This is a genomic window from Nibrella saemangeumensis, from assembly GCF_039541915.1.
Classification (GTDB): Bacteria; Bacteroidota; Bacteroidia; order Cytophagales; family Spirosomataceae; genus Nibrella; species Nibrella saemangeumensis.
The window spans coordinates 116,366-134,586 of sequence record NZ_BAABHD010000010.1; the positions used below are offsets into that span (position 1 = coordinate 116,366).

Below are 18,221 nucleotides of genomic sequence, written 5' to 3' on the forward strand. Positions count from 1 at the left end.
ACTTCTACAGCAAGTCCGGGAAACCGGACTTTTTTTACGCCGGTGTAACGTGTCTGTTAATCAATGAAACGAGAAGGTTAGCGCTCAGGTAAAATTACGCGGTACTTGCAGGAGTAATTAACACTACTCAATTCGGTACTAAACACCCCTCTTTATCGTTATGAACAGCCCCTGCAAATCCCTGCTTCGCTTTCTGTTGCCAGCTACCTTCTGCCTGATGAGTATCTGTTTTCAAACGTTTGCCCAGCTTGCCCATCATGTAGAAAAAGACAAACTATCCTCCTCATTGGAAATGCCTGCGGAGCCTGCGTCGGTGCAGGCTCCGCAACCGTTGACCGACTATGCTCCCAATACAAATGCGCCGTTCTTTCCGGGTGGTCAGCAAGCCCTGCAGCGTTATTTGAAACAGCTAGACCTATACCCCCGTCAGGCGCGGATGAGCCAGCGCGAAGGTACTGTACTGGTGCAGTGCCGGGTGATGGCTACCGGAGAACTGTGCGAGGTTAGGGTGGTACGATCAGCCGGGACCTTGCTTGACCAGGCTGCCATACAGGCCGTGGAGCAGATGCCCCGGTGGTATCCGGCGCACCGGGCCGGGTCGGCGGTTGCCAGTCTGATGATACTGCCAATCACGTTTCGGGTCGACTAACCGGGTCCCACTACGCTATTTCTTACTTCACTTAGGACTATTTTCTGCTGTCCTAAGGCGTACACCCGTCGTCCGCAAACGGACAATCAGCTGTTGTGCATACTGAGTAAAATCTCATTTCTGAGCGGCTGAGACGTTTGCCTGCAATTGGCAATGTATTTGCTCAGCAAAATTGAATTATATGCTAGACCCATGAAACGGACCTACTTAGGCGAGTTTGAAGAAATTGTGCTGCTGCTGGTAGCGAGTATGGACGGGGAGGCCTATGGCGTTGCCCTCACCCATAAGATAAACGAGGAAACCGACCGCTCGGTGCGGCTCAACCAGGTACACGGGGCCTTGCATCGCCTGGAAGAGAAAGGTATGGTGGCCTCACGGCTTGGCGACCCGACTCCGGAGCGTGGTGGTCGTCGGAAACTATTGTTCACGGCGACGGCTTACGGTTACCGCACGTTACAGGACATTAAGGCTGTGCGGGCGCAGTTGTGGAGTGCGGTACCTGCTAACCCTAAACTCGCCACCAGCCTATGAGCAAGTCTACTCATAAAATGCCCCAACCCCCACGTTCGGCCGACCGACTGCTGGAATGGTTTTGTGCTCCGCACCTGCTGGAAGCCCTACAGGGAGATCTTCACGAGGAGTTTGCCTACCAGGTTGAACGCGTTGGTGAGCGAAGAGCCCGCTGGCGTTACTGGTTGGATGTGCTGGGGTTTGTTCGGCCCTTTGCCATCAAGCGTAAACGAAACGAATATCCACAACCATTTCTCCTTAATCCTGCCATGCTTCAAAATTATCTGAGAACAGCTTTCCGAAATCTTGCCAAACATCGGGTTAGTACGCTCATTAACCTGTTGGGGCTTACGATAGGGGTAACAGCTTGTCTGGTAATCTATGTCATTACCAGCTTTGAGCTAAGTTTTGATACCTTTCACCCGGACAGTGAACGTATTTACCGGGTCGTAGGAAAGGCCAGAATGGGTAAGTCCATCGATGACCAGCTTATAGGGTTCATACCACGGGCAACCCCCAAAGCCATTCGGGAAGAGATACCTGGACTGGAGACGGTGGCGGCTTTTCACAATCTAAGCTCTCACGTTCTTGTTCCCGATAGTACGCAGGAAATGAATCGTTTCGACGAAAAAACCTTGGGAACAGACCAGGCGCAAATCATCCTTGCCGAACCGCAGTACTTCGATATTTTTCGGTACGAATGGCTGGCTGGCAACCCTCAAACCGCTCTTAACGACCCGTTTAAGGTGGTACTGTCGGAGCAAAAAGCCCGTACATATTTCGGTGATATTCCGCTTACTTCCATGCTGGGTCGGGAGGTGATCTACCGCGATTCTGTTCGGACGACGGTGAGCGGCATTGTGAAGGAATGGACGCTCAACACCGATTTTACCTTTACCGACTTTATTTCGGCCGCCACCATTCGCGCTAGTTTACTTAAGCGGGAAATCAACCTCGATGAGTGGAATGATATCTGGTCGGCTTCGCAAGTATTTGTGAAGCTGGATAAAGGTGCCGTGCCCTCCGATGTTAACGCCCGGTTATTTGCCTTTTCCCAAAAACATTTTGGACCAAAGCAGGGAACTGGAGACTTCCGTATCGTACCAGTACTACAACCGCTCGCAGATCTTCACTTTAATGCCGCCTATCAGGATAATTATTCAAGAAAGGCACATCTGCCAACGCTCTATGGCCTAATGGGGGTGGCGGTATTCATTCTGCTCATTGCGGCCATCAACTTTATCAACCTGGCTACTGCTCAATCGGTACATAGAACCCGGGAGGTAGGGATGCGTAAAGTGCTAGGGGGCAGTCGGATAAGCCTGCTTGCACAGTTTATCAGTGAAACGTTTATTCTGACGATACTGGCTGTTGGCATCGCCCTGTTGCTGACTAAACCGGTTCTTTCAGCTTATCAGGCGTTTATTCCCAAGGGCCTTGTATTCATGGTATTTAATCCGCCGATCCTGCTTTTCCTGCTAGCCATAATCCTAATCACTACCCTGCTCTCTGGCTTCTATCCTGCCTGGATTTTATCGGCCCGTCAGCCCGCCCATGCGTTGAAAGGTCATTCCGGACTAATGGGTAACCAGAAAAGTTACCTGCGTCAGGGATTAATCGTTTTTCAGTTTACGGTATCACTGGTGTTTATTATTGGAACCATCATGGTTAGTCGCCAGCTTAATTTTATACGTGATAAAGATCTGGGTTTCTCGACCGACGCCATTGTCCTGATTGATACCCCGCACGATGACAAAAGTGCAGTACTTGCGCAGAAAATCAGGCAGCTTTCCGGTATTGACCGGGTGGCTATGCAATGGTTTCCGCCGATGGGAGAGGGCTATATGCTCACAAAACTTAAGTACAAGGGCGCTACGGAAATCGAAACCGACGTATCGGCTAAGGTTGGCGACGAAAACTTCATTCCGCTTTATCAACTGCGGTTAGTTGCCGGGCGTAACTTTATGCCCACCGATACACTTCGGGAACTAATCATAAACCAGACCTATGCCAAAGCGCTCGGCTTTAAGCAACCCGCCGAGGCAGTCGGTAAACTCTTAAATTTCAACGGTAAAGATTACCCTATTGCTGGGGTGGTCGCCGACTTTCACGAGGAAACACTACACCGGCCCATTCAGTCTACCTTCATCGCCTACATTCCGAACTTATCGAGGAACATAGCTGTGAAGCTGACCACCAAAGGCCGGCAGCTAAGCGACGCCAAGATTACCTTAGCCGCCATTGAAAAAGCCTGGCAAGCCGTATATCCTGACGAGAAGTTTGCGTTTACTTTTCTCGATGATTCGATTGCCCGCTTGTATGAGAAGGATCAGAAAACGTCTCAACTCGTTAACACCGCGACCGCCGTTGCTATCCTGATTTCGTGCATGGGCCTGTTTGGACTGGCTATATTCACGGCTGAGCAGCGGACCAAAGAGATCGGTATCCGCAAGGTGCTGGGGGCGTCAGTTGCGAGCCTCGTTACCTTACTATCGGCTGATTTTGTCAAGTTGGTTGTCGTCGCCATTGGTATTGCCTCGCCCATTGCCTGGTACGCGACCGACCAATGGCTGCAGGACTTTGCCTACAAGGTAAACATTGAGTGGTGGGTGTTCGCGCTGGCGGGGCTGCTGGCAACGGGTATTGCCTTGCTCACCGTCAGCTTCCAGAGTATCCGGGCCGCGCTGACAAACCCGGTGAAGAGTTTAAGGAGTGAGTAAATTCGAGTTGGGGCAACTTACTCGAATCAAGAATAACAAAATTCGCCATGACTCGCACCGGAACGCCCGAACCCCGCCATGAGCCTCCACGCGTAGCCGACCGGCTGCTGGAATGGTTTGTGGCTCCGCACCTGCTGGAAGCCTTACAGGGTGATTTGCACGAAGAGTTTGCCTATCAGGTCGACCTGATAGGTACACGCCGGGCCCGATGGCGCTACTGGCGGGATGTGCTGGGGTTTGTCCGGCCCTTTGCTATCCGGCGTAAACAAGCTGACTATCCATACCTAAATTTTACCGATATGCTACGCAATTATGTCAAAATCGCCTTCCGGCATCTCTGGAAAAGTAAAGAATATGCCACCATCAACGTGGTGGGTTTGGGCGCAGCCTTCTGTATCAGCGTCTTTCTGTTCCTGACGGCCTATCTGCAACTGACCTACGATTCGTTCCATGAGGACGCAGACCGTATTTTCAAGGTGTATTCCTTTGCCAACGATCCGGAACAACCTACCAAAACGGGGGCAATGCCTCTGCCTCTGCAACCGGCCCTGAAAGCCGAGTTCCCCGAACTGGAGGCCGTCACCCGTGTATTGACCATAAAGAATTCGGCAGAGTACGACGGAAAGTACCTCGACAAAATTGTCACGGCGGTTGATCCGGATTTTCTGACGCTATTCTCTTTTCCACTTATAAAGGGTACCCGGGAAACCGCCCTGAGCGAGTTGAGCAGCGTGGTGTTGAGCGAGCGTATGGCCGAAAATATCTTTGGGCGTAGCGAACCCATGGGTAAACACATTCGCATCCACAGCAACGGCCAGCCGAAAGAGTATATAGTTACCGGTATTGCCAGGGAGGCACCGACTAACTCAACCATTCATTTTGATGCACTGATCCGCATCGAAAACCTACCCGCTTACGCTGGTAGCAAAGCTAACTGGAGCGATAATTCATACCCGGTTTTTGTAAAGACGGCAGCGAACGTAGACCAGTCTGCTCTGGAAGAGCGGTTCAAAGCGTTCACTGCCAAATACTTTCCTGACCGGCAGAAAGAACTGAAATCCAAAGGGGCACGGCCAGACTCCTGTGGCGATGTATTCGCGCTACGTCTGGATAAACTAACTGATATTCACTTTGACCGGAAGTCGGCGGATCAGAAAGGTACGCCGGTGGCGGTGGTCTATGTGCTGCTGGGTATGGTAGCCTTCATTCTGCTGATTGCCTGCATCAACTTCATCAACCTGAGTATAGCCCGCTCCTTCAAACGCGCCCGGGAAGTTGGGGTTCGTAAATCGCTGGGAGCGCTTCGAGGAGAGTTGTTTGTTCAGATCTGGGGAGAGTCGACGCTGATTTGTTTTTTTGGTTTCGCGCTGGGGGCGTTGCTGGCTTACTTATTCCTGCCGGCTTTTAATGCCGTGTTCGGAGCCAAACTGGATTTAGCTTACGCCCTTCAACCAGGATTTATCGGACTGATTATCGGTCTTTTTATCTTGGTCACCTTGCTGGCCGGCGGCTACCCAGCCTGGCAGATGGCGAAATTAAATACCGTGGAGGTACTGAAAGGCAAAGTGTCTATGAAACGGCCCGGCGTGTTGCGGAATGCGCTTATCGTTACGCAATTCAGCCTGTCGAGCCTGCTCATCTGCTGTACCGTTGTCGCCATGCAGCAGGTCAATCATCTACAGCGAAGCCCGGTAGGGTTTGATACCGAACAGATTATCAGCATTCCGGTTGGTGAGCAGGTAAACGGGCGGCAGGTGTTGCAGCGCTTACGCAACCGACTGGCTAATGATCCCGCGGTGCTGACCATTACGGGTGCGGGTGTCAATCTGGGCAGGGGTAAAGACCGGGTAATGTCGCGCTCGGTGCTCGGCTTCACCTACAAGGGCCGGCAAGTCTCTACCGATATGCTGCTGGTTGATTACGATTATTTCAAAACACTCAACATCAACATGCTGGCCGGACGGGATTTCAGCCCGGCGTATCCTGCCGATTCCGCCAATCGGATAATTGTGACCGAAAGCATGGCCAAACTGATCGGCGAAAAAAATCTGGTTGGTACCCTGCTGGGCGACGACTCAGATACGACCGGCACCAAATCGCAGATCATTGGCGTTGTGTCCGATTTTCAACTGTACTCGGTGGCCGACAAAGCCCGGCCGATTACCATACATCTCTCCGCCACGGAACCCATCCGGTACGTGTTTGTCCGGGTGGCACCGAATGACCTCATGCGATCGATGGACCGGATCAAACAGGTCTGGCGTGAGGTAGCCCCCCAATCGGAGTTTATGGGTTCTTTTTTGAACGAGAACGTAGCGGAATGGTACCAGAATGAAACCCAGCTCTCTCAGATATTCAGCCTGGCTGCCGGCATTGCTATTCTGCTGTCCTTCATCGGTTTGTTTGCCGTTGCGATTCTGGTCATTGAACAACGTACCAAGGAAATTGGAATTCGTAAAATACTAGGGTCGAGTATCTTCGGTATTGTTCTGCTGCTGTCGCGGGACTTTGTTAAACTGGTACTGATCGCCTTAGCTATTGCATTACCACTCGCTGGCTTTGGCCTGCAGCAATGGCTGAATAATTACGCTGTTCGCATCGAACTCAGTGGCTGGGTCTTTGCCGGTGTGGGGCTGGCGGCTATCCTGATTGCGCTGCTATCCGTCAGTTTCCAGACCGTAAAAGCGGCCCTGGCGAACCCCGTGAAGAGCTTACGTAGTGAGTGATAGGTATCCTGTTCGAAGTAAGGCTAGCGGTATAACGTGTAGTTTTATCCTGCCAGCTTTTGTAAACGATGATATGTAAATGTATCGTAAAGGTTCGTTTACTTATTATACGGTATACGTTAGTACTAGACCTATTTCACATATTTGGGCTGACATCTCAACTATGTGAAAGCGATGCAGAAGAAACATTTACTTTTTATTAGCCTACTGGCTGTACTGTCCCAATTCACAGCAACAGCCCAGCCGCAACCCGCCAAACCCCGTACCATTATTACCACCGATGGTGAAGCCGACGACGTTAACTCGTTTATCCGGCTCCTGCTCTACAGCAACGAACTGGATATTGTAGGACTGGTGTACAGCAGTTCGCAGTGGCATTACGCCGGCGATGGCAACGGTACAGCGTTTACCTCCGAAATGCCGAATACCGCCAAGCTCTATGGTGAGCGGACCGAGCTGCGGTGGCCCGGTACCACCTGGCTGCAGGATTGCATTATGAAGTACGAGAAGGTTTACAATAACCTGGTAAAGCACGACAAGGGGTATCCGGCTCCCGATCATCTGATGGAGATGATAAAGGTCGGAAACATTGAGTTTGAGGGAGAAATGAGCAAGACTACTGAAGGGTCAGACTTTATTAAAAAGGTCCTGCTCGACAACAATCCGGGTCCGGTATACCTGCAAATCTGGGGCGGCACCAACACCGTGGCGCGTGCCTTAAAATCCATTGAGGAAGAGTATAAGGGTAAACCCGAGTGGCCGGAAATAGCCAAAAAGGTATCTGGTAAAGCCGTTCTCTACACGATTCTCGACCAGGATGCTACGTATCGGAAATACATTGCTCCGAACTGGCCGCAGATAAAGGTCATGTATAATACCACTCAGTTCGGGAGCCTGGCCTATGGCTGGCCCAAGACCGTACCGGCCGAACTACAGGCTTCGCTGAGTGGTAAATGGTTTGCCGAAAACATAAAGTTCAAGCATGGCCCACTGCTGGAAGGGTATTATTTATGGGGTGATGGTGAGCAGGTGCTCAATGATCAGGAGCACACGCAGGGGAGTATGGAAGAAGCCGAAAAAGCCGGACGGAGTCAGTATGACTTCCTCTCCGAAGGGGATTCACCGGCTTTTCTTTCGTTGCTCGATGTTGGCTTGCGCAGCCTGGAGAACCCGGCCTTTGGCGGGTGGGGTGGACGGCTGTTGCGCTCGCCAAAGAACAAATTCCGCTGGGAAGACGGCAAAGCTGTAGCCGATCTTAACCCCTACACCAAGCAGGAGGATACCGCCTATCCGCAGACCCGCTGGATCAACGCCATCCAGAACGACTTTGCCGCCCGGGCCGACTGGTGCGTGCAGGACTATAAAGAAGCCAATCATCCGCCGGTGGTGACGCTGACGCATGAACCGGACGTGCTGGTGAAGCCCGGCGGGCGGGTTAACCTCAGCGCTTCGGCCACCGACCCCGACGGGGATGCCCTCACCTACCGGTGGTGGCAGTACGAGGAGGTAGATGGGTATGAGAAGAAAATACGAATTGTGAACGCCGATAAACCGAAAGCGTATTTCTATCTACCCGAAGATGCTCCTCTCTGGCAAACGATCCATATTATTCTCGAAGTAACGGATTCCCGCACACCGGCCTTAACCCGCTACCAGCGTGTGGTTGCCAAAATTGTGAAGGAGTTGCCCAAGCCGGTAGCTGCCCGGTAACAGTGGCGTTTAATGGCTGATATGCGTACCTTCGCCCATCCGGCAGGCTCTTGCGGATGGGCGAAGCGCTTTTTTAATGAATCCATTTTTATTTAAAATTACCCTGATGCCCCTGGCGATTGGCCTGGTAACGCTGGTCAGCCGTCGGTGGGGCAACAAAGTGGGTGGACTGATTGCCAGTCTGCCGTGGGTGGCAGGGCCAATCCTGCTGTTTTTTATTCTGGAGCAGGGCAAAGCGTTTGGTATTCAGTCGGTACATGGCATCCTGACGGGCATAATTGCCTGGGTCTGCTTTACGTATACCTACGCCCGACTGGCCCCAGCCCGGCAGTGGCCGGTCACGGTATCCATTTCCTATCTGGTTTATGTGGGCGTGGCCTGGCTTATCAACTTTTTTGACATTAGCCTGCCGGTAAGTTACGGTCTGGCAATGAGTAGCGCGGTGCTGGCGCTCCGATACTTTCCAAAGGCACACCTTCGATCGGCTCCGGTCCGGCGGCTACCTTTTGATATTCCGCTCCGGATGCTGGTGGCCACGCTGTTTGTGGTAGCGGTTACGTGGCTGGCCAACACGCTGGGACCGGCCTGGAGCGGAATACTGACGCCCTTTCCCATTATGACCTCCGTGCTGGCAATCTTCACGCACCACCTGCAGGGCAGCGGAGCCGCCATCCTGATCCTGCGGGGGCTGCTCATTGGGGTGCTGGGCTTTACCACGTTTTTCTTTCTACAGGCATTTTTCCTCCCCGTCTTTTCGGTAGCCCTTTCGTTTTTTCTCGCGCTGCTCATCAATATGCTGATCAACGCTATTGCCAGCCGGGTATGGTGACGGGCCGGAAGTCTTTCCTCAATTATTTATAAAGAGAGTGGATTATCAGATTAATCTTTTGTACGTAATTTCGGACCCCAAAGAAAATATATGCTATGAATCAATTTTCTACCCTTGACTGGGTTGTTATCGGAGCCTATTTCCTAATACTAACCGCTGTTGCCGTTTGGGTTGTAACCCGCAAACAATCAAACACTGAAGATTACTTCCTTGCTGGTCGAAACCTGGGCTGGTTTGTAGTCGGCGCGTCTATTTTTGCCTCAAACATTGGGTCCGAACACGTAGTGGGACTGGCCGGAGCCGGAGCCGGAGGAAAAATCCCCATGCTCATTTACGAGCTCCATGCCTGGCTGGTGATTACCCTGGGCTGGGTGTTTCTGCCGTTTTATTACCGTAGCGGGGTATTTACCATGCCCGAGTTTCTGGAACGCCGGTTCAACGCGAGTACCCGCTGGTTCCTGAGTATCTTTTCGTTGCTGGCTTACGTCCTCACCAAAGTGTCGGTAACGGTCTACGCCGGTGGTATTGTGATCTCGTCGCTACTGAACATCGATTTCTGGTTTGGCGCGCTGATTACCGTTATCTTAACGGGTATCTACACGGTTCTTGGGGGGATGCGGGCGGTAGCTTATACGGAAGCTATTCAGACCGTGATTCTGGTGATTGGCGCGGCTACGCTGACGATCGTCGGGGTGCAGTCGGCCGGTGGCTGGAGCGGGGTGAAGGAGGCCTTACCCGCTGGTTACCTGAATATGTGGCGGCCCAATTCCGATCCGGATTTTCCGTGGTTACCGCTGGTGCTGACCAGCACCATTGTCGGTACGTGGTACTGGTGTACCGATCAGTACATTGTGCAGCGGGTGTTGGCAGCCCGGAATATTCAGCAGGGCCGGCGCGGTACCATCTTCGGTGGTCTGCTGAAACTGCTGCCGATATTTCTTTTTCTGATACCCGGTATTGTGGCGCTGGCGCTGAAGAATAAAGGTGAGCTGAGCTGGGATTCACCCGACCAGGCCTTTGCATCGCTGCTAATGAACAAAATGCCGGCTGGTTTGCGGGGGCTGGTCGCGGCTGGTCTGATGGCCGCGCTGATGAGCTCGCTGGCGTCGATTTTTAATTCCTGTTCTACCCTGTTTACCGTTGATATTTACAAAAAGCTGCGTCCGGATGCGCCGGAATCGCGACTAGTGAATGTAGGCCGGGTAGCTACGGGTTTTGTTGTGCTCCTGGGTATTGCCTGGATTCCCATCATGCAGAATATCTCGGGCGTGCTGTACGAGTATCTGCAATCAGTGCAGTCGTATATTGCTCCGCCCATTACGGCGGTGTTTCTGCTGGGCATCTTCTTCAAGCGAATCAACAGCCAGGGCGCTATGGCAACGCTGATCATTGGTCTGCTGGTGGCAGCTGTGCGACTGGTTTCAGAACTGAGCCGCAGCTCCCTGGATCCTGATGGCTTTTTGTCCGCCTTCGGCAGTATCAACTTCCTGACCTTTGCCGCCTGGTTTTTCCTGTTCTGCGTGATTGTTTGTGTAACGGTAAGTATGCTTACTCCGGCACCAACAGAGGAGCAGGTCAGAGGGCTGACGTTCGGGTCTTTGTCTGAGGAACAAAAAGCGGCCAACCGGGCTACCTACTCGGCCGTGGATGTGATCGGATCGCTGGTCGTTATCGCCATTGTGGTGCTGGTTATGGTGAGTTTCACGGGGTAAGCCATATAACCCGTAACCATACAGCAGCTTTGCGTTTCTTTGCTGAATTAAACTAGAGTTTACAATGAATTTGGAAAGTAAAGTAATTATTATTTCCGGTGCATCGCGTGGCATTGGCCGGGCAACAGCATTGCTGTTAGCCGAAAAAGGGGCTAGGGTAGTAGCTACGGCCCGGAGTGCCGATGAGTTGAAAACGCTGGAAGAACAATCGGGCGGCCGCATTGTGGCCGTAGCAGGCGATGTTGCCAGCGAAGCGGATATGCAGCAGGTGGTGCAGACGGCGCTGGACCGCTTTGGTCGTATTGACGTTGTGATTAATAATGCAGGTTATGGGGTCTTCAAGAATGTAGACGAACTGACCGTTGAGGAGTGGGATGCCCTGATGGCGACCAACGTAAAAGGTACGTTCCTGCTGACCAAAGCCGCTTTGCCGGCTATGAAGGAGCAGGGTGAAGGCCATATTATCGTGGTAGCCTCCGACGTAGCGAAGCGGACCTTTGCGGGCGGCTCGCTCTACACTGCCAGTAAGTATGCCCAGGAGGCCTTTATGGGCGCTCTCCGGAAAGAGGTTCGTCCGTTGGGTATAAAAGTCAGTGGTGTTTATTCTGGTCTCGTCGATTCACATTTTCACGCTAAGGGACAGGGCCACGAAACGTCGCAAAACTGGCTGAAGGAAAAAGACATGGCCAACGCGCTGTACTACATCGTCTCCCAACCTACCCACGTGGTTATTGACGAACTGATGATTCATCCGCTGGAACAGGATTATTAGTAGGCAGTGTGTGCAGTTCTAAATAGGCAGACTTGGGGAGCGGCGTTATGATACGATTTTCTGCTTACTGATAACTGCTTACTGCCCACTTTAAAACCTCTACACCCCGCTGCATCTCCTCCGGAGTTCGGGAGGCAAAGCCGAGCCGGGTGTGGTGAACGGTCGGCTGGTCAGGTTGGTAGAAGCGGCCGTCGCTAATGGACAGGCCTTGTTGGTGGCAACGGGCGGCTAGAGCGGGGAGGTTAACATCAGGGGCAAACTTCGCCCAAACCGCCAGACCGCCGTCGGGTAGGGTGAAGGACACCCGATCACCAAGATTTTCTCGTAATAATTGGCTGAAGGTATCCCGCCGTTGGTGGTATACCTTCTGTGCTTTTTTGAGGTGTCGCTGAATATCACCTTCCGCCAGCATTTCGGCAATGGCCTGCTCCAGAACCGTATCCCCCTGCCGGTCGATGATGCGCCGCCGGTAGCCAAGTTCCTCGATCAGATTGGGCGGAGCGACCACGTACCCAACCCGGAAGGCGGGGGCTATGGATTTGGTAAAAGAGCCTACATAGACGACCATACCGGCCGAGTCGGCGCTGGCTAATGGCAGAATCGGGCTGCTGGCGTAGTGGAAGTCGTAGTCATAATCATCTTCCAGCACGATAAAGCCAAATTCCTCCGCCAGTTGCAACAGTCGTACCCGGCGCTCGGCGCTGAGCGTAACGGTGGTGGGATGATGGTGGTGCGGAGTGACGTACACCATCCGGACGGGCTGTCGACGGCATTGTTCCGCTAAAGCCTCGACATCGATGCCTTGATTATCCACCGGGATTGGCAGGAGGGTAGTCCCCCGTTCTATAAAAATCAGATTAGCCGTCCGGTAATTAGTCTGCCCAACGGCTACTACATCGCCGGGCGTGAGCAGGACCTGCGCCAGCAGGTAAATTGCCATAACACTGCCGCGAGTTGTGAAAATATGCTCGGGCGTGGCCGGAATCCCACGGCTGTCTTGAAGGTAGCGGGCGAGTTGCTGCCGGAAAAAGAAACTACCGTTGGTATCGGCATAATTCAGTAGGTGATTCTGAAACCCCCGCTTCAGGATGTTGCGGTAGTTGCGCGCCAACTGCTCGACAGGAGCCAGCCGCACATCCGGAAAACCATCGTCGAAGGTCAGTGCTGAACTGGGTTTAAGGACCGGAATCGCTAAATGCTTCTGCTGCTTAAATGAATAACCGGTTTGGTGCGCCAGGCCCGGCTTAGGCGATTCGGCGATAGGCCTTGGTGTAACGTCCGGTAACTGACTGCTGACAAATGTGCCCTGGGCTGGGTTTTGGATGAGCCATCCCTGTGCCGTCAGGTCATCGTAAGCCGCAATGACCGTTTTGCGGTGGACCTCCAGTAGTTCGGCCAGAGCCCGGCTACCGGGCAGTTTGGTGTTGGCCGGCAGTACCCCTTGCCGGATGTGACGGATCAGCGCATTACCAATTTGGGTTGATAACGAGGTAGATGCCTGACGATCCAGCAAAATAAGTGTTTTATACGGAAGCATAATCTGGACTACTAGCTATATAAAAACTGGTAGCCTACAGTAGTCCAGTAAAGAAATAAATTTGTGGAGGTAAAAACAACTATTCTCCATGCTCACCGCCCGCACCAAACTCAGCCGTCTGCCTAAGCGCGGCTCTCACGACACAACAACCATTTACCCAATCCTGGATCAGGGTCTCGTCTGCCATGTCAGCTACGTCCTGAACGGGCAGCCATTCACCATCCCGACTGCTTACTGCCGGATTGACGACACGGTCTACATCCACGGTTCGGTCGGCAGCCATTTCTTCCGGGAATTGGCCAAAGGCATAGATGTTTGCGTGTCGGTCACAATGATTGATGGGCTGGTGCTGGCCCGCTCCGCGTTTAGCCACTCTGTAAACTACCGGTCGGTGGTGGCGTTTGGAAAAACGCAATTGGTGGCCGATGAAGAAGAGCGGTGGCTGGCTTTGGAGCGCATTACGGAGCATCTGGTACCCGGCCGTTGGGCCGACGTGCGCCAGCCCAACACCAGTGAAATGAAGAAAACGATGGTCATTGCCATACCTATCGAAGAGGCTTCCGCCAAAATCCGCACTGGCGGGGTCAACGATGATCCCGAAGATATTGATCTGCCCCACTGGGCCGGCGTTGTACCTCTTTCTACGACCTATCACGCACCCATTCCTGACCCGAATCTGCGGGAGGGGGTTGAAGTGCCGGGGTACTTATTAAAGTAAGCAGCAGGCAGATCTCAGTAGGCAGAAAATACCGTCTCAATATGCCCACTGAGAACTGCCTGCTGCTTACTAACTACTGGCTCCACTCCGTCGGGGTTCGGTCCCAGCGATGGCCTTTGAGTTCTTCCAATAATTCCTCGGGAAGACCTTTGCCGTCGCTGGTGGCGGTGTTGGCTTCGACGTTGCGGATTTTGCGCATGCCGGGGATGGTCGTATGCACATCCGGATTGCTCAGGATGAATCGGAGCGCTAGTTCGGCCATAGTCATTCCCTGCGGAATCAGCGGCTTCAGGGCGTCGGCATGGTCAACGCTGGCGTTAAGGTTCTCGGGGACAAAGTAGGTCGAGCGCCAGTCATCAGCGGGGAACGTCGTTTCTTTGGTTAGGGTGCCGGTCAGTGTGCCCTCATCGAAGGGTACGCGGGCGATAATGCCGATGTTCATCTCGCGGCAGAGCGGGAAGAGGTTATCTCCGGGGTTCTGGTCGAAGATGTTGTAGATCACCTGTACGGCATCGATCAGGTTGGTGCGGAGCGTGTTCAGACAGTTATCCGGCTCCCAGCGGTTGACGCTGATACCCCACGCCCGGACTTTGCCTTCCTGCGTCAGTTTAGTCACCGCTTCTTTCCACTCATCGCGGTCGGCCCAGCCGTCTTCCCAGACGTGAAACTGTTGCAGGTCGATGGTTTCGACGCCTAAATTCTTCAGGCTTTTTTCTGTGTATTCCACGATGTAATCAGCGGGAAACACCTCGTCCAGCGAAAACTGGGGCTTCGACGGCCATTTCCGATTTTTAGGTGGAATTTTGGTAGCAGCATACAGCCGCTTGCCGGCATGGCGCTTCAGCAAGTCGCGCAGGATTTGTTCGCTGACACCATCGCCGTAGGCCCAGGCCGTGTCGAAAAAATTGCAGCCGCGTTCTACGGATAGTTCCAGCGCTTTGTACACTTCATCCTGATCGGAGCCGGTCCAGCCCGCCAGCCCCCACATACCGTAACCAATTTCGCTTACTTGCCAGCCGGTACGACCAAAAGTTCTATATTGCATTTTCTAAATTAGAGTTTAAGAGTGATGAGATAAGAGGCCGGAATACCCTGGTTCTTCCGGTGGGCAAAGGTAAAAAAGGATAACTCGTAACTCCTAACGCTAAACTCATAACTGCCGGACGGACCCGTCTTAACTATTAATTCTTAACTCCTCATGGCTGAAGTCCTGCTCTACGGTGCTAATGGCTACACGGCTGGCCTGATCATTGATCTGGCTGGATCCTACGGCGTAAACCTTATACTGGCCGGGCGGAGTGCGGAGAAAATTAAACCGCTGGCGGAACGGTATGGGTTACCGTATCGGATTGCTGATTTGCAGGATTCAGGTGCGCTTGATGCCATACTTCAGGATGTGCCCGTGGTACTTCATTGTGCCGGCCCTTTTATCCGTACCGCGTTGCCGATGCAACAGGCCTGCCTGCGTACGGGAACGCATTACCTGGATATTACCGGTGAAATTCCGGTCTTTGAGCAGGGGGTAGCGTTGCACCAACAAGCTACAGATAAGAACATCATGCTGATGTCGGGCGTCGGCTTTGATGTGGTGCCTACGGATTGTCTGGCGTTGTATTTGAAGCAGCGGCTGCCGGATGCCACGCACCTGCAACTGGCGATTAATAATCAGGATGGGGAGGTGTCGCATGGCACAGCCTCAACCGTACTCGAAAATCTGGGTGTGGGAGGTATGGTCCGCAAAGATGGAAAGCTAGTCACGGTACCTGTTGCCCACAAGACCCTGCACGTGCCGTTTGAAGCCGGCAAAATGCTGATGTGCATGACCATTCCCTGGGGTGACTTATCGACGGCCTACTACACTACCCGTATTCCGAACATTGAGACCTATATGGCGACTCCGCCCGCCATGATCCGGGCGGCAAAGCTGTCGAATTACCTGAGCTGGCTGCTGGGGAGCCCCTGGTTTAAGCGATTTGCCCAACGGCGCATCGACAAATCGCTAACCGGCCCCAACGAACAGGTGCGTCAGAAAGCCCGGTCGCTGGTGTGGGGAAAAGCCTGGAACAGCCAGGGTGTCAGTGTGCAGGCCCGGCTGGAGGGACCAGAGGGGTACACCCTGACCGCCATAGCGGCTTTGCGCATTACCCGAAACGTGCTGGATGGTCACTGGAAACCCGGCTACCAGACTCCCGCATCCATGTACGGTCCTGACCTGATTCTCGAAGTACCCAACACTACCCGCGAAGACATAAGGGATTGAATTTGCCATGAAGAGCTGTGGCTTTATAACGCACCAGTCCACTCATCACCGCCGGATGTCTTCCGCTAACGCTAAACTTCCTCATTCCTCTCATGCTCATCCGTATTGTCCGCATGACGTTTCAGCCTGATAAACTCGACGAATTCATGGTTATTTTTAACCAGTCGAAAGACAGAATCCGAACCTTTCCAGGTTGCCGTCATCTGGAATTGTTGCAGGATATAGATAAACCGAATGTGCGGATGACCTACAGCCTTTGGGAATCGGCAGACGAGCTGGAGGCCTACCGGCAATCAGAATTGTTCCGGACTACTTGGGCGGCTACCAAAGTGCTGTTTGCCGATAAACCAGTAGCGTTTTCGGCGGAGAAGATAACGGAGCTTTAGCTTAATAGATAGTCTGTCCGTAGGTTGTTAAAATTTAGAGCCGGAAGGTTATTGCCCTGCAAGTAATAACAAAAGTCGAGGTCGTCGGTCAGCACAAGGTATTGCTGTTTGGCTAATTCATAGGAGACAGTGTCGCTCAAACCAAATCTGGTGAAAATTTTAAGGTTTGCCTGCATCGTGGAATGGCTAAGCAGGTACTTTTCTTCTACTATTTGAATCTGTTGTGGAAAGTAAGATAGGAGCGGTCCATACTGGTAGGAGGTCCCTTCTAGTAAATTACTTGCTTCCGTTAAAATGTTTGGCGTGGTAACGACTTTTGAAAAGAGCGCAAGGAAGCGGATTAACAAATCAAAGTCCTGAGGAGTGTAGGCGCGGGTACGTTTGTTCTCTTCAATTCGTTTTTTATCATATGAACCAACAGAGTAGAGAACCAGAAGATTGGTATCAATCAGTACGCCTGCCATTCGGCGGAGGTCCTGACTGGTCATCTTTGTAGCTCCCGAATCTTCATTGAAACTACATTTCCGCTATTGGCGTCTATTTTGAACGTTTTGTATCGTCTATCTGCCTGTTTACCGAACATAGCTAGCGTGGAGCCCTGCTCTGCCGTAACCGGAAAGCTAAGCGTAATTAGCCAGAAACTCTGAGATTCATCCATCTCAATTTCTTCAATTAATGCTCCCTCTATATTTGGATAAATGTATTCGTAAAATTCCAGCGCTTTTTGGGCTGCTTCTTTGACAGTTAGCATAGTTCTGAATAGTATTGGCCTACAAAACTACCAATTTTTGCATGAGCCAGTTAGTTCCTGCCTTCCAAAAGGACGACGCGCTACTAGCCGATATTGAAGCGGCTCTGGCCCAGCCGGAGGCTCTTCATATCTGGTGGCTGGGTCAGAGCGGTTTTCTGCTCCAGTACGCCGGTATCCAAATCCTGTTTGACCCGTACCTTTCCGATTCGCTGACTAATAAATACGCGCACACCGACAAACCGCACGTCCGTCTGTCGGAGCGGGTAATCGATCCGGCCCGGCTGACAATGGTCGATGTGGTTACCTCCAGTCACAACCATACCGATCACCTGGATGCCGAAACGCTGCTGCCGCTGTTCGACGCCAGTCCGCAGGCCGGATTCATCATTCCGGAAGCGAACCGGGCGTTTGTTGTTGACCGGCTGCATTGTACTAATGACTTTCCCGTTGGCCTGAATGATACCGAGCAGATGAGTATTAAGGGCGTTACCGTACACGGCGTGCCGGCGGCTCATAACGAACTGGAACGCGACGAACAGGGTCGATGTAAGTTTATGGGCTTTGTCGTGGAGGTTGGTCCGTACACCGTTTACCACTCCGGCGATACGCTCTGGTACGAAGGTATGGTCGACATTCTCAAACCCTTTCAGGTTGATGTGGCTTTTCTGCCCATCAACGGTAACAAACCCGAACGGCGCGTTGCTGGTAACCTGAATGCCGACGAAGCCGCCCGCCTGGGTAATGAAATTGGCGCCAGGCTGGTGATACCGCACCACTACGATATGTTCGCTTTCAACACCGCCGACCCGGCCGACTTTGTGCAGGCCTGTACGCAATACGGCACACCTTGCCGGGTGTTGCAGTTGGGGGAGCGGGTGACCATCAGCCGATGATCGACCATGGTTAGTCAAAAAACATTTTTACTGAATTTGCTATGGGCG

Annotated in this window: 16 protein-coding genes; 12 read left to right on the top strand and 4 right to left on the bottom strand. The window is 52.6% G+C overall.

Features of this window, described 5'->3' with window-relative positions; all coding sequences use genetic code 11:
- Window positions 1–160 precede the first annotated feature (160 nt).
- The 8 genes from ABD949_RS04995 (at window position 161) to ABD949_RS05030 (ending at window position 11,628) form a co-directional block, all read left to right on the top strand.
- Entirely contained in the window at window positions 161–649 is a 489-nt protein-coding gene (locus ABD949_RS04995) for an energy transducer TonB (RefSeq protein ID WP_345241215.1), read from the top strand.
- A 192-nt stretch (window positions 650–841) separates the two neighbouring features.
- Complete coding sequence (locus ABD949_RS05000; protein WP_345241217.1) at window positions 842–1,180, top strand: PadR family transcriptional regulator; 339 nt, start codon at window positions 842–844, stop codon at window positions 1,178–1,180.
- On the top strand, window positions 1,177–3,879 hold the full coding sequence (locus tag ABD949_RS05005) for a permease prefix domain 2-containing transporter (RefSeq protein ID WP_345241219.1): 2,703 nt from the start codon (window positions 1,177–1,179) through the stop codon (window positions 3,877–3,879). Before ABD949_RS05000 ends, ABD949_RS05005 begins: the two co-directional genes overlap by 4 nt.
- Before the next feature lie 47 nt (window positions 3,880–3,926).
- Window positions 3,927–6,605, top strand: a complete 2,679-nt coding sequence (locus ABD949_RS05010) for a permease prefix domain 2-containing transporter (RefSeq protein WP_345241221.1) — start codon at window positions 3,927–3,929, stop codon at window positions 6,603–6,605.
- A gap of 174 nt (window positions 6,606–6,779) precedes the next feature.
- Complete coding sequence (locus ABD949_RS05015) at window positions 6,780–8,315, top strand: DUF1593 domain-containing protein (RefSeq protein ID WP_345241223.1); 1,536 nt, start codon at window positions 6,780–6,782, stop codon at window positions 8,313–8,315.
- A gap of 76 nt (window positions 8,316–8,391) precedes the next feature.
- Window positions 8,392–9,144 carry a hypothetical protein gene (locus ABD949_RS05020; RefSeq protein ID WP_345241225.1) on the top strand — a complete coding sequence of 251 codons (753 nt, stop codon included), beginning with the start codon at window positions 8,392–8,394 and terminating at the stop codon, window positions 9,142–9,144.
- Window positions 9,145–9,239: 95 nt separating this feature from the next.
- Complete coding sequence (locus ABD949_RS05025; RefSeq protein ID WP_345241227.1) at window positions 9,240–10,856, top strand: sodium:solute symporter; 1,617 nt, start codon at window positions 9,240–9,242, stop codon at window positions 10,854–10,856.
- 64 nt (window positions 10,857–10,920) lie between these two features.
- Complete coding sequence (locus ABD949_RS05030; protein ID WP_345241228.1) at window positions 10,921–11,628, top strand: SDR family oxidoreductase; 708 nt, start codon at window positions 10,921–10,923, stop codon at window positions 11,626–11,628.
- 64 nt (window positions 11,629–11,692) lie between these two features.
- On the opposite strand, the gene pdxR is transcribed toward ABD949_RS05030, so the two are convergent.
- Window positions 11,693–13,165, bottom strand: a complete 1,473-nt coding sequence (gene pdxR, locus ABD949_RS05035) for a MocR-like pyridoxine biosynthesis transcription factor PdxR (RefSeq protein ID WP_345241230.1) — start codon at window positions 13,163–13,165, stop codon at window positions 11,693–11,695.
- A gap of 88 nt (window positions 13,166–13,253) precedes the next feature.
- On the opposite strand from pdxR, the gene ABD949_RS05040 reads away from it, so the two are divergent.
- Window positions 13,254–13,883: a pyridoxamine 5'-phosphate oxidase family protein gene (locus tag ABD949_RS05040; protein WP_345241232.1), complete on the top strand. Its 630-nt coding sequence runs from the start codon at window positions 13,254–13,256 to the stop codon at window positions 13,881–13,883.
- A gap of 73 nt (window positions 13,884–13,956) precedes the next feature.
- Here ABD949_RS05040 and ABD949_RS05045 read toward each other — a convergent pair whose 3' ends face one another.
- Complete coding sequence (locus tag ABD949_RS05045; protein WP_345241234.1) at window positions 13,957–14,928, bottom strand: aldo/keto reductase; 972 nt, start codon at window positions 14,926–14,928, stop codon at window positions 13,957–13,959.
- A 153-nt stretch (window positions 14,929–15,081) separates the two neighbouring features.
- On the opposite strand from ABD949_RS05045, the gene ABD949_RS05050 reads away from it, so the two are divergent.
- On the top strand, window positions 15,082–16,143 hold the full coding sequence (locus ABD949_RS05050; RefSeq protein ID WP_345241236.1) for a saccharopine dehydrogenase family protein: 1,062 nt from the start codon (window positions 15,082–15,084) through the stop codon (window positions 16,141–16,143).
- A 92-nt stretch (window positions 16,144–16,235) separates the two neighbouring features.
- A complete protein-coding gene (locus ABD949_RS05055; protein ID WP_345241237.1) occupies window positions 16,236–16,529 on the top strand; it encodes a putative quinol monooxygenase in 294 nt (97 codons plus the stop codon).
- On the opposite strand, the gene ABD949_RS05060 is transcribed toward ABD949_RS05055, so the two are convergent.
- Both ABD949_RS05060 and ABD949_RS05065 read right to left on the bottom strand, forming a co-directional pair.
- A complete protein-coding gene (locus tag ABD949_RS05060) occupies window positions 16,526–16,993 on the bottom strand; it encodes a PIN domain-containing protein (RefSeq protein WP_345241238.1) in 468 nt (155 codons plus the stop codon). The genes ABD949_RS05055 and ABD949_RS05060 overlap by 4 nt on opposite strands.
- A gap of 20 nt (window positions 16,994–17,013) precedes the next feature.
- Complete coding sequence (locus ABD949_RS05065; RefSeq protein WP_345241240.1) at window positions 17,014–17,280, bottom strand: hypothetical protein; 267 nt, start codon at window positions 17,278–17,280, stop codon at window positions 17,014–17,016.
- A 41-nt stretch (window positions 17,281–17,321) separates the two neighbouring features.
- Between ABD949_RS05065 and ABD949_RS05070 the strand changes: the two genes are divergently transcribed.
- Window positions 17,322–18,173 carry an MBL fold metallo-hydrolase gene (locus ABD949_RS05070; RefSeq protein WP_345241242.1) on the top strand — a complete coding sequence of 284 codons (852 nt, stop codon included), beginning with the start codon at window positions 17,322–17,324 and terminating at the stop codon, window positions 18,171–18,173.
- Window positions 18,174–18,221 lie beyond the last annotated feature (48 nt).

Excerpts from the sequence above, each read along its gene's own strand:
- ABD949_RS04995 (WP_345241215.1), top strand. The coding sequence starts at position 161 with ATGAACAGCCCCTGCAAATCCCTGCTTCGCTTTCTGTTGCCAGCTACC.
- ABD949_RS05000 (WP_345241217.1), top strand. The coding sequence starts at position 842 with ATGAAACGGACCTACTTAGGCGAGTTTGAAGAAATTGTGCTGCTGCTG.
- ABD949_RS05005 (WP_345241219.1), top strand. The coding sequence starts at position 1,177 with ATGAGCAAGTCTACTCATAAAATGCCCCAACCCCCACGTTCGGCCGAC.
- ABD949_RS05010 (WP_345241221.1), top strand. The coding sequence starts at position 3,927 with ATGACTCGCACCGGAACGCCCGAACCCCGCCATGAGCCTCCACGCGTA.
- ABD949_RS05015 (WP_345241223.1), top strand. The coding sequence starts at position 6,780 with ATGCAGAAGAAACATTTACTTTTTATTAGCCTACTGGCTGTACTGTCC.
- ABD949_RS05020 (WP_345241225.1), top strand. The coding sequence starts at position 8,392 with ATGAATCCATTTTTATTTAAAATTACCCTGATGCCCCTGGCGATTGGC.
- ABD949_RS05025 (WP_345241227.1), top strand. The coding sequence starts at position 9,240 with ATGAATCAATTTTCTACCCTTGACTGGGTTGTTATCGGAGCCTATTTC.
- ABD949_RS05030 (WP_345241228.1), top strand. The coding sequence starts at position 10,921 with ATGAATTTGGAAAGTAAAGTAATTATTATTTCCGGTGCATCGCGTGGC.
- pdxR (WP_345241230.1), bottom strand. The coding sequence starts at position 13,165 with ATGCTTCCGTATAAAACACTTATTTTGCTGGATCGTCAGGCATCTACC.
- ABD949_RS05040 (WP_345241232.1), top strand. The coding sequence starts at position 13,254 with ATGCTCACCGCCCGCACCAAACTCAGCCGTCTGCCTAAGCGCGGCTCT.
- ABD949_RS05045 (WP_345241234.1), bottom strand. The coding sequence starts at position 14,928 with ATGCAATATAGAACTTTTGGTCGTACCGGCTGGCAAGTAAGCGAAATT.
- ABD949_RS05050 (WP_345241236.1), top strand. The coding sequence starts at position 15,082 with ATGGCTGAAGTCCTGCTCTACGGTGCTAATGGCTACACGGCTGGCCTG.
- ABD949_RS05055 (WP_345241237.1), top strand. The coding sequence starts at position 16,236 with ATGCTCATCCGTATTGTCCGCATGACGTTTCAGCCTGATAAACTCGAC.
- ABD949_RS05060 (WP_345241238.1), bottom strand. The coding sequence starts at position 16,993 with ATGGCAGGCGTACTGATTGATACCAATCTTCTGGTTCTCTACTCTGTT.
- ABD949_RS05065 (WP_345241240.1), bottom strand. The coding sequence starts at position 17,280 with ATGCTAACTGTCAAAGAAGCAGCCCAAAAAGCGCTGGAATTTTACGAA.
- ABD949_RS05070 (WP_345241242.1), top strand. The coding sequence starts at position 17,322 with ATGAGCCAGTTAGTTCCTGCCTTCCAAAAGGACGACGCGCTACTAGCC.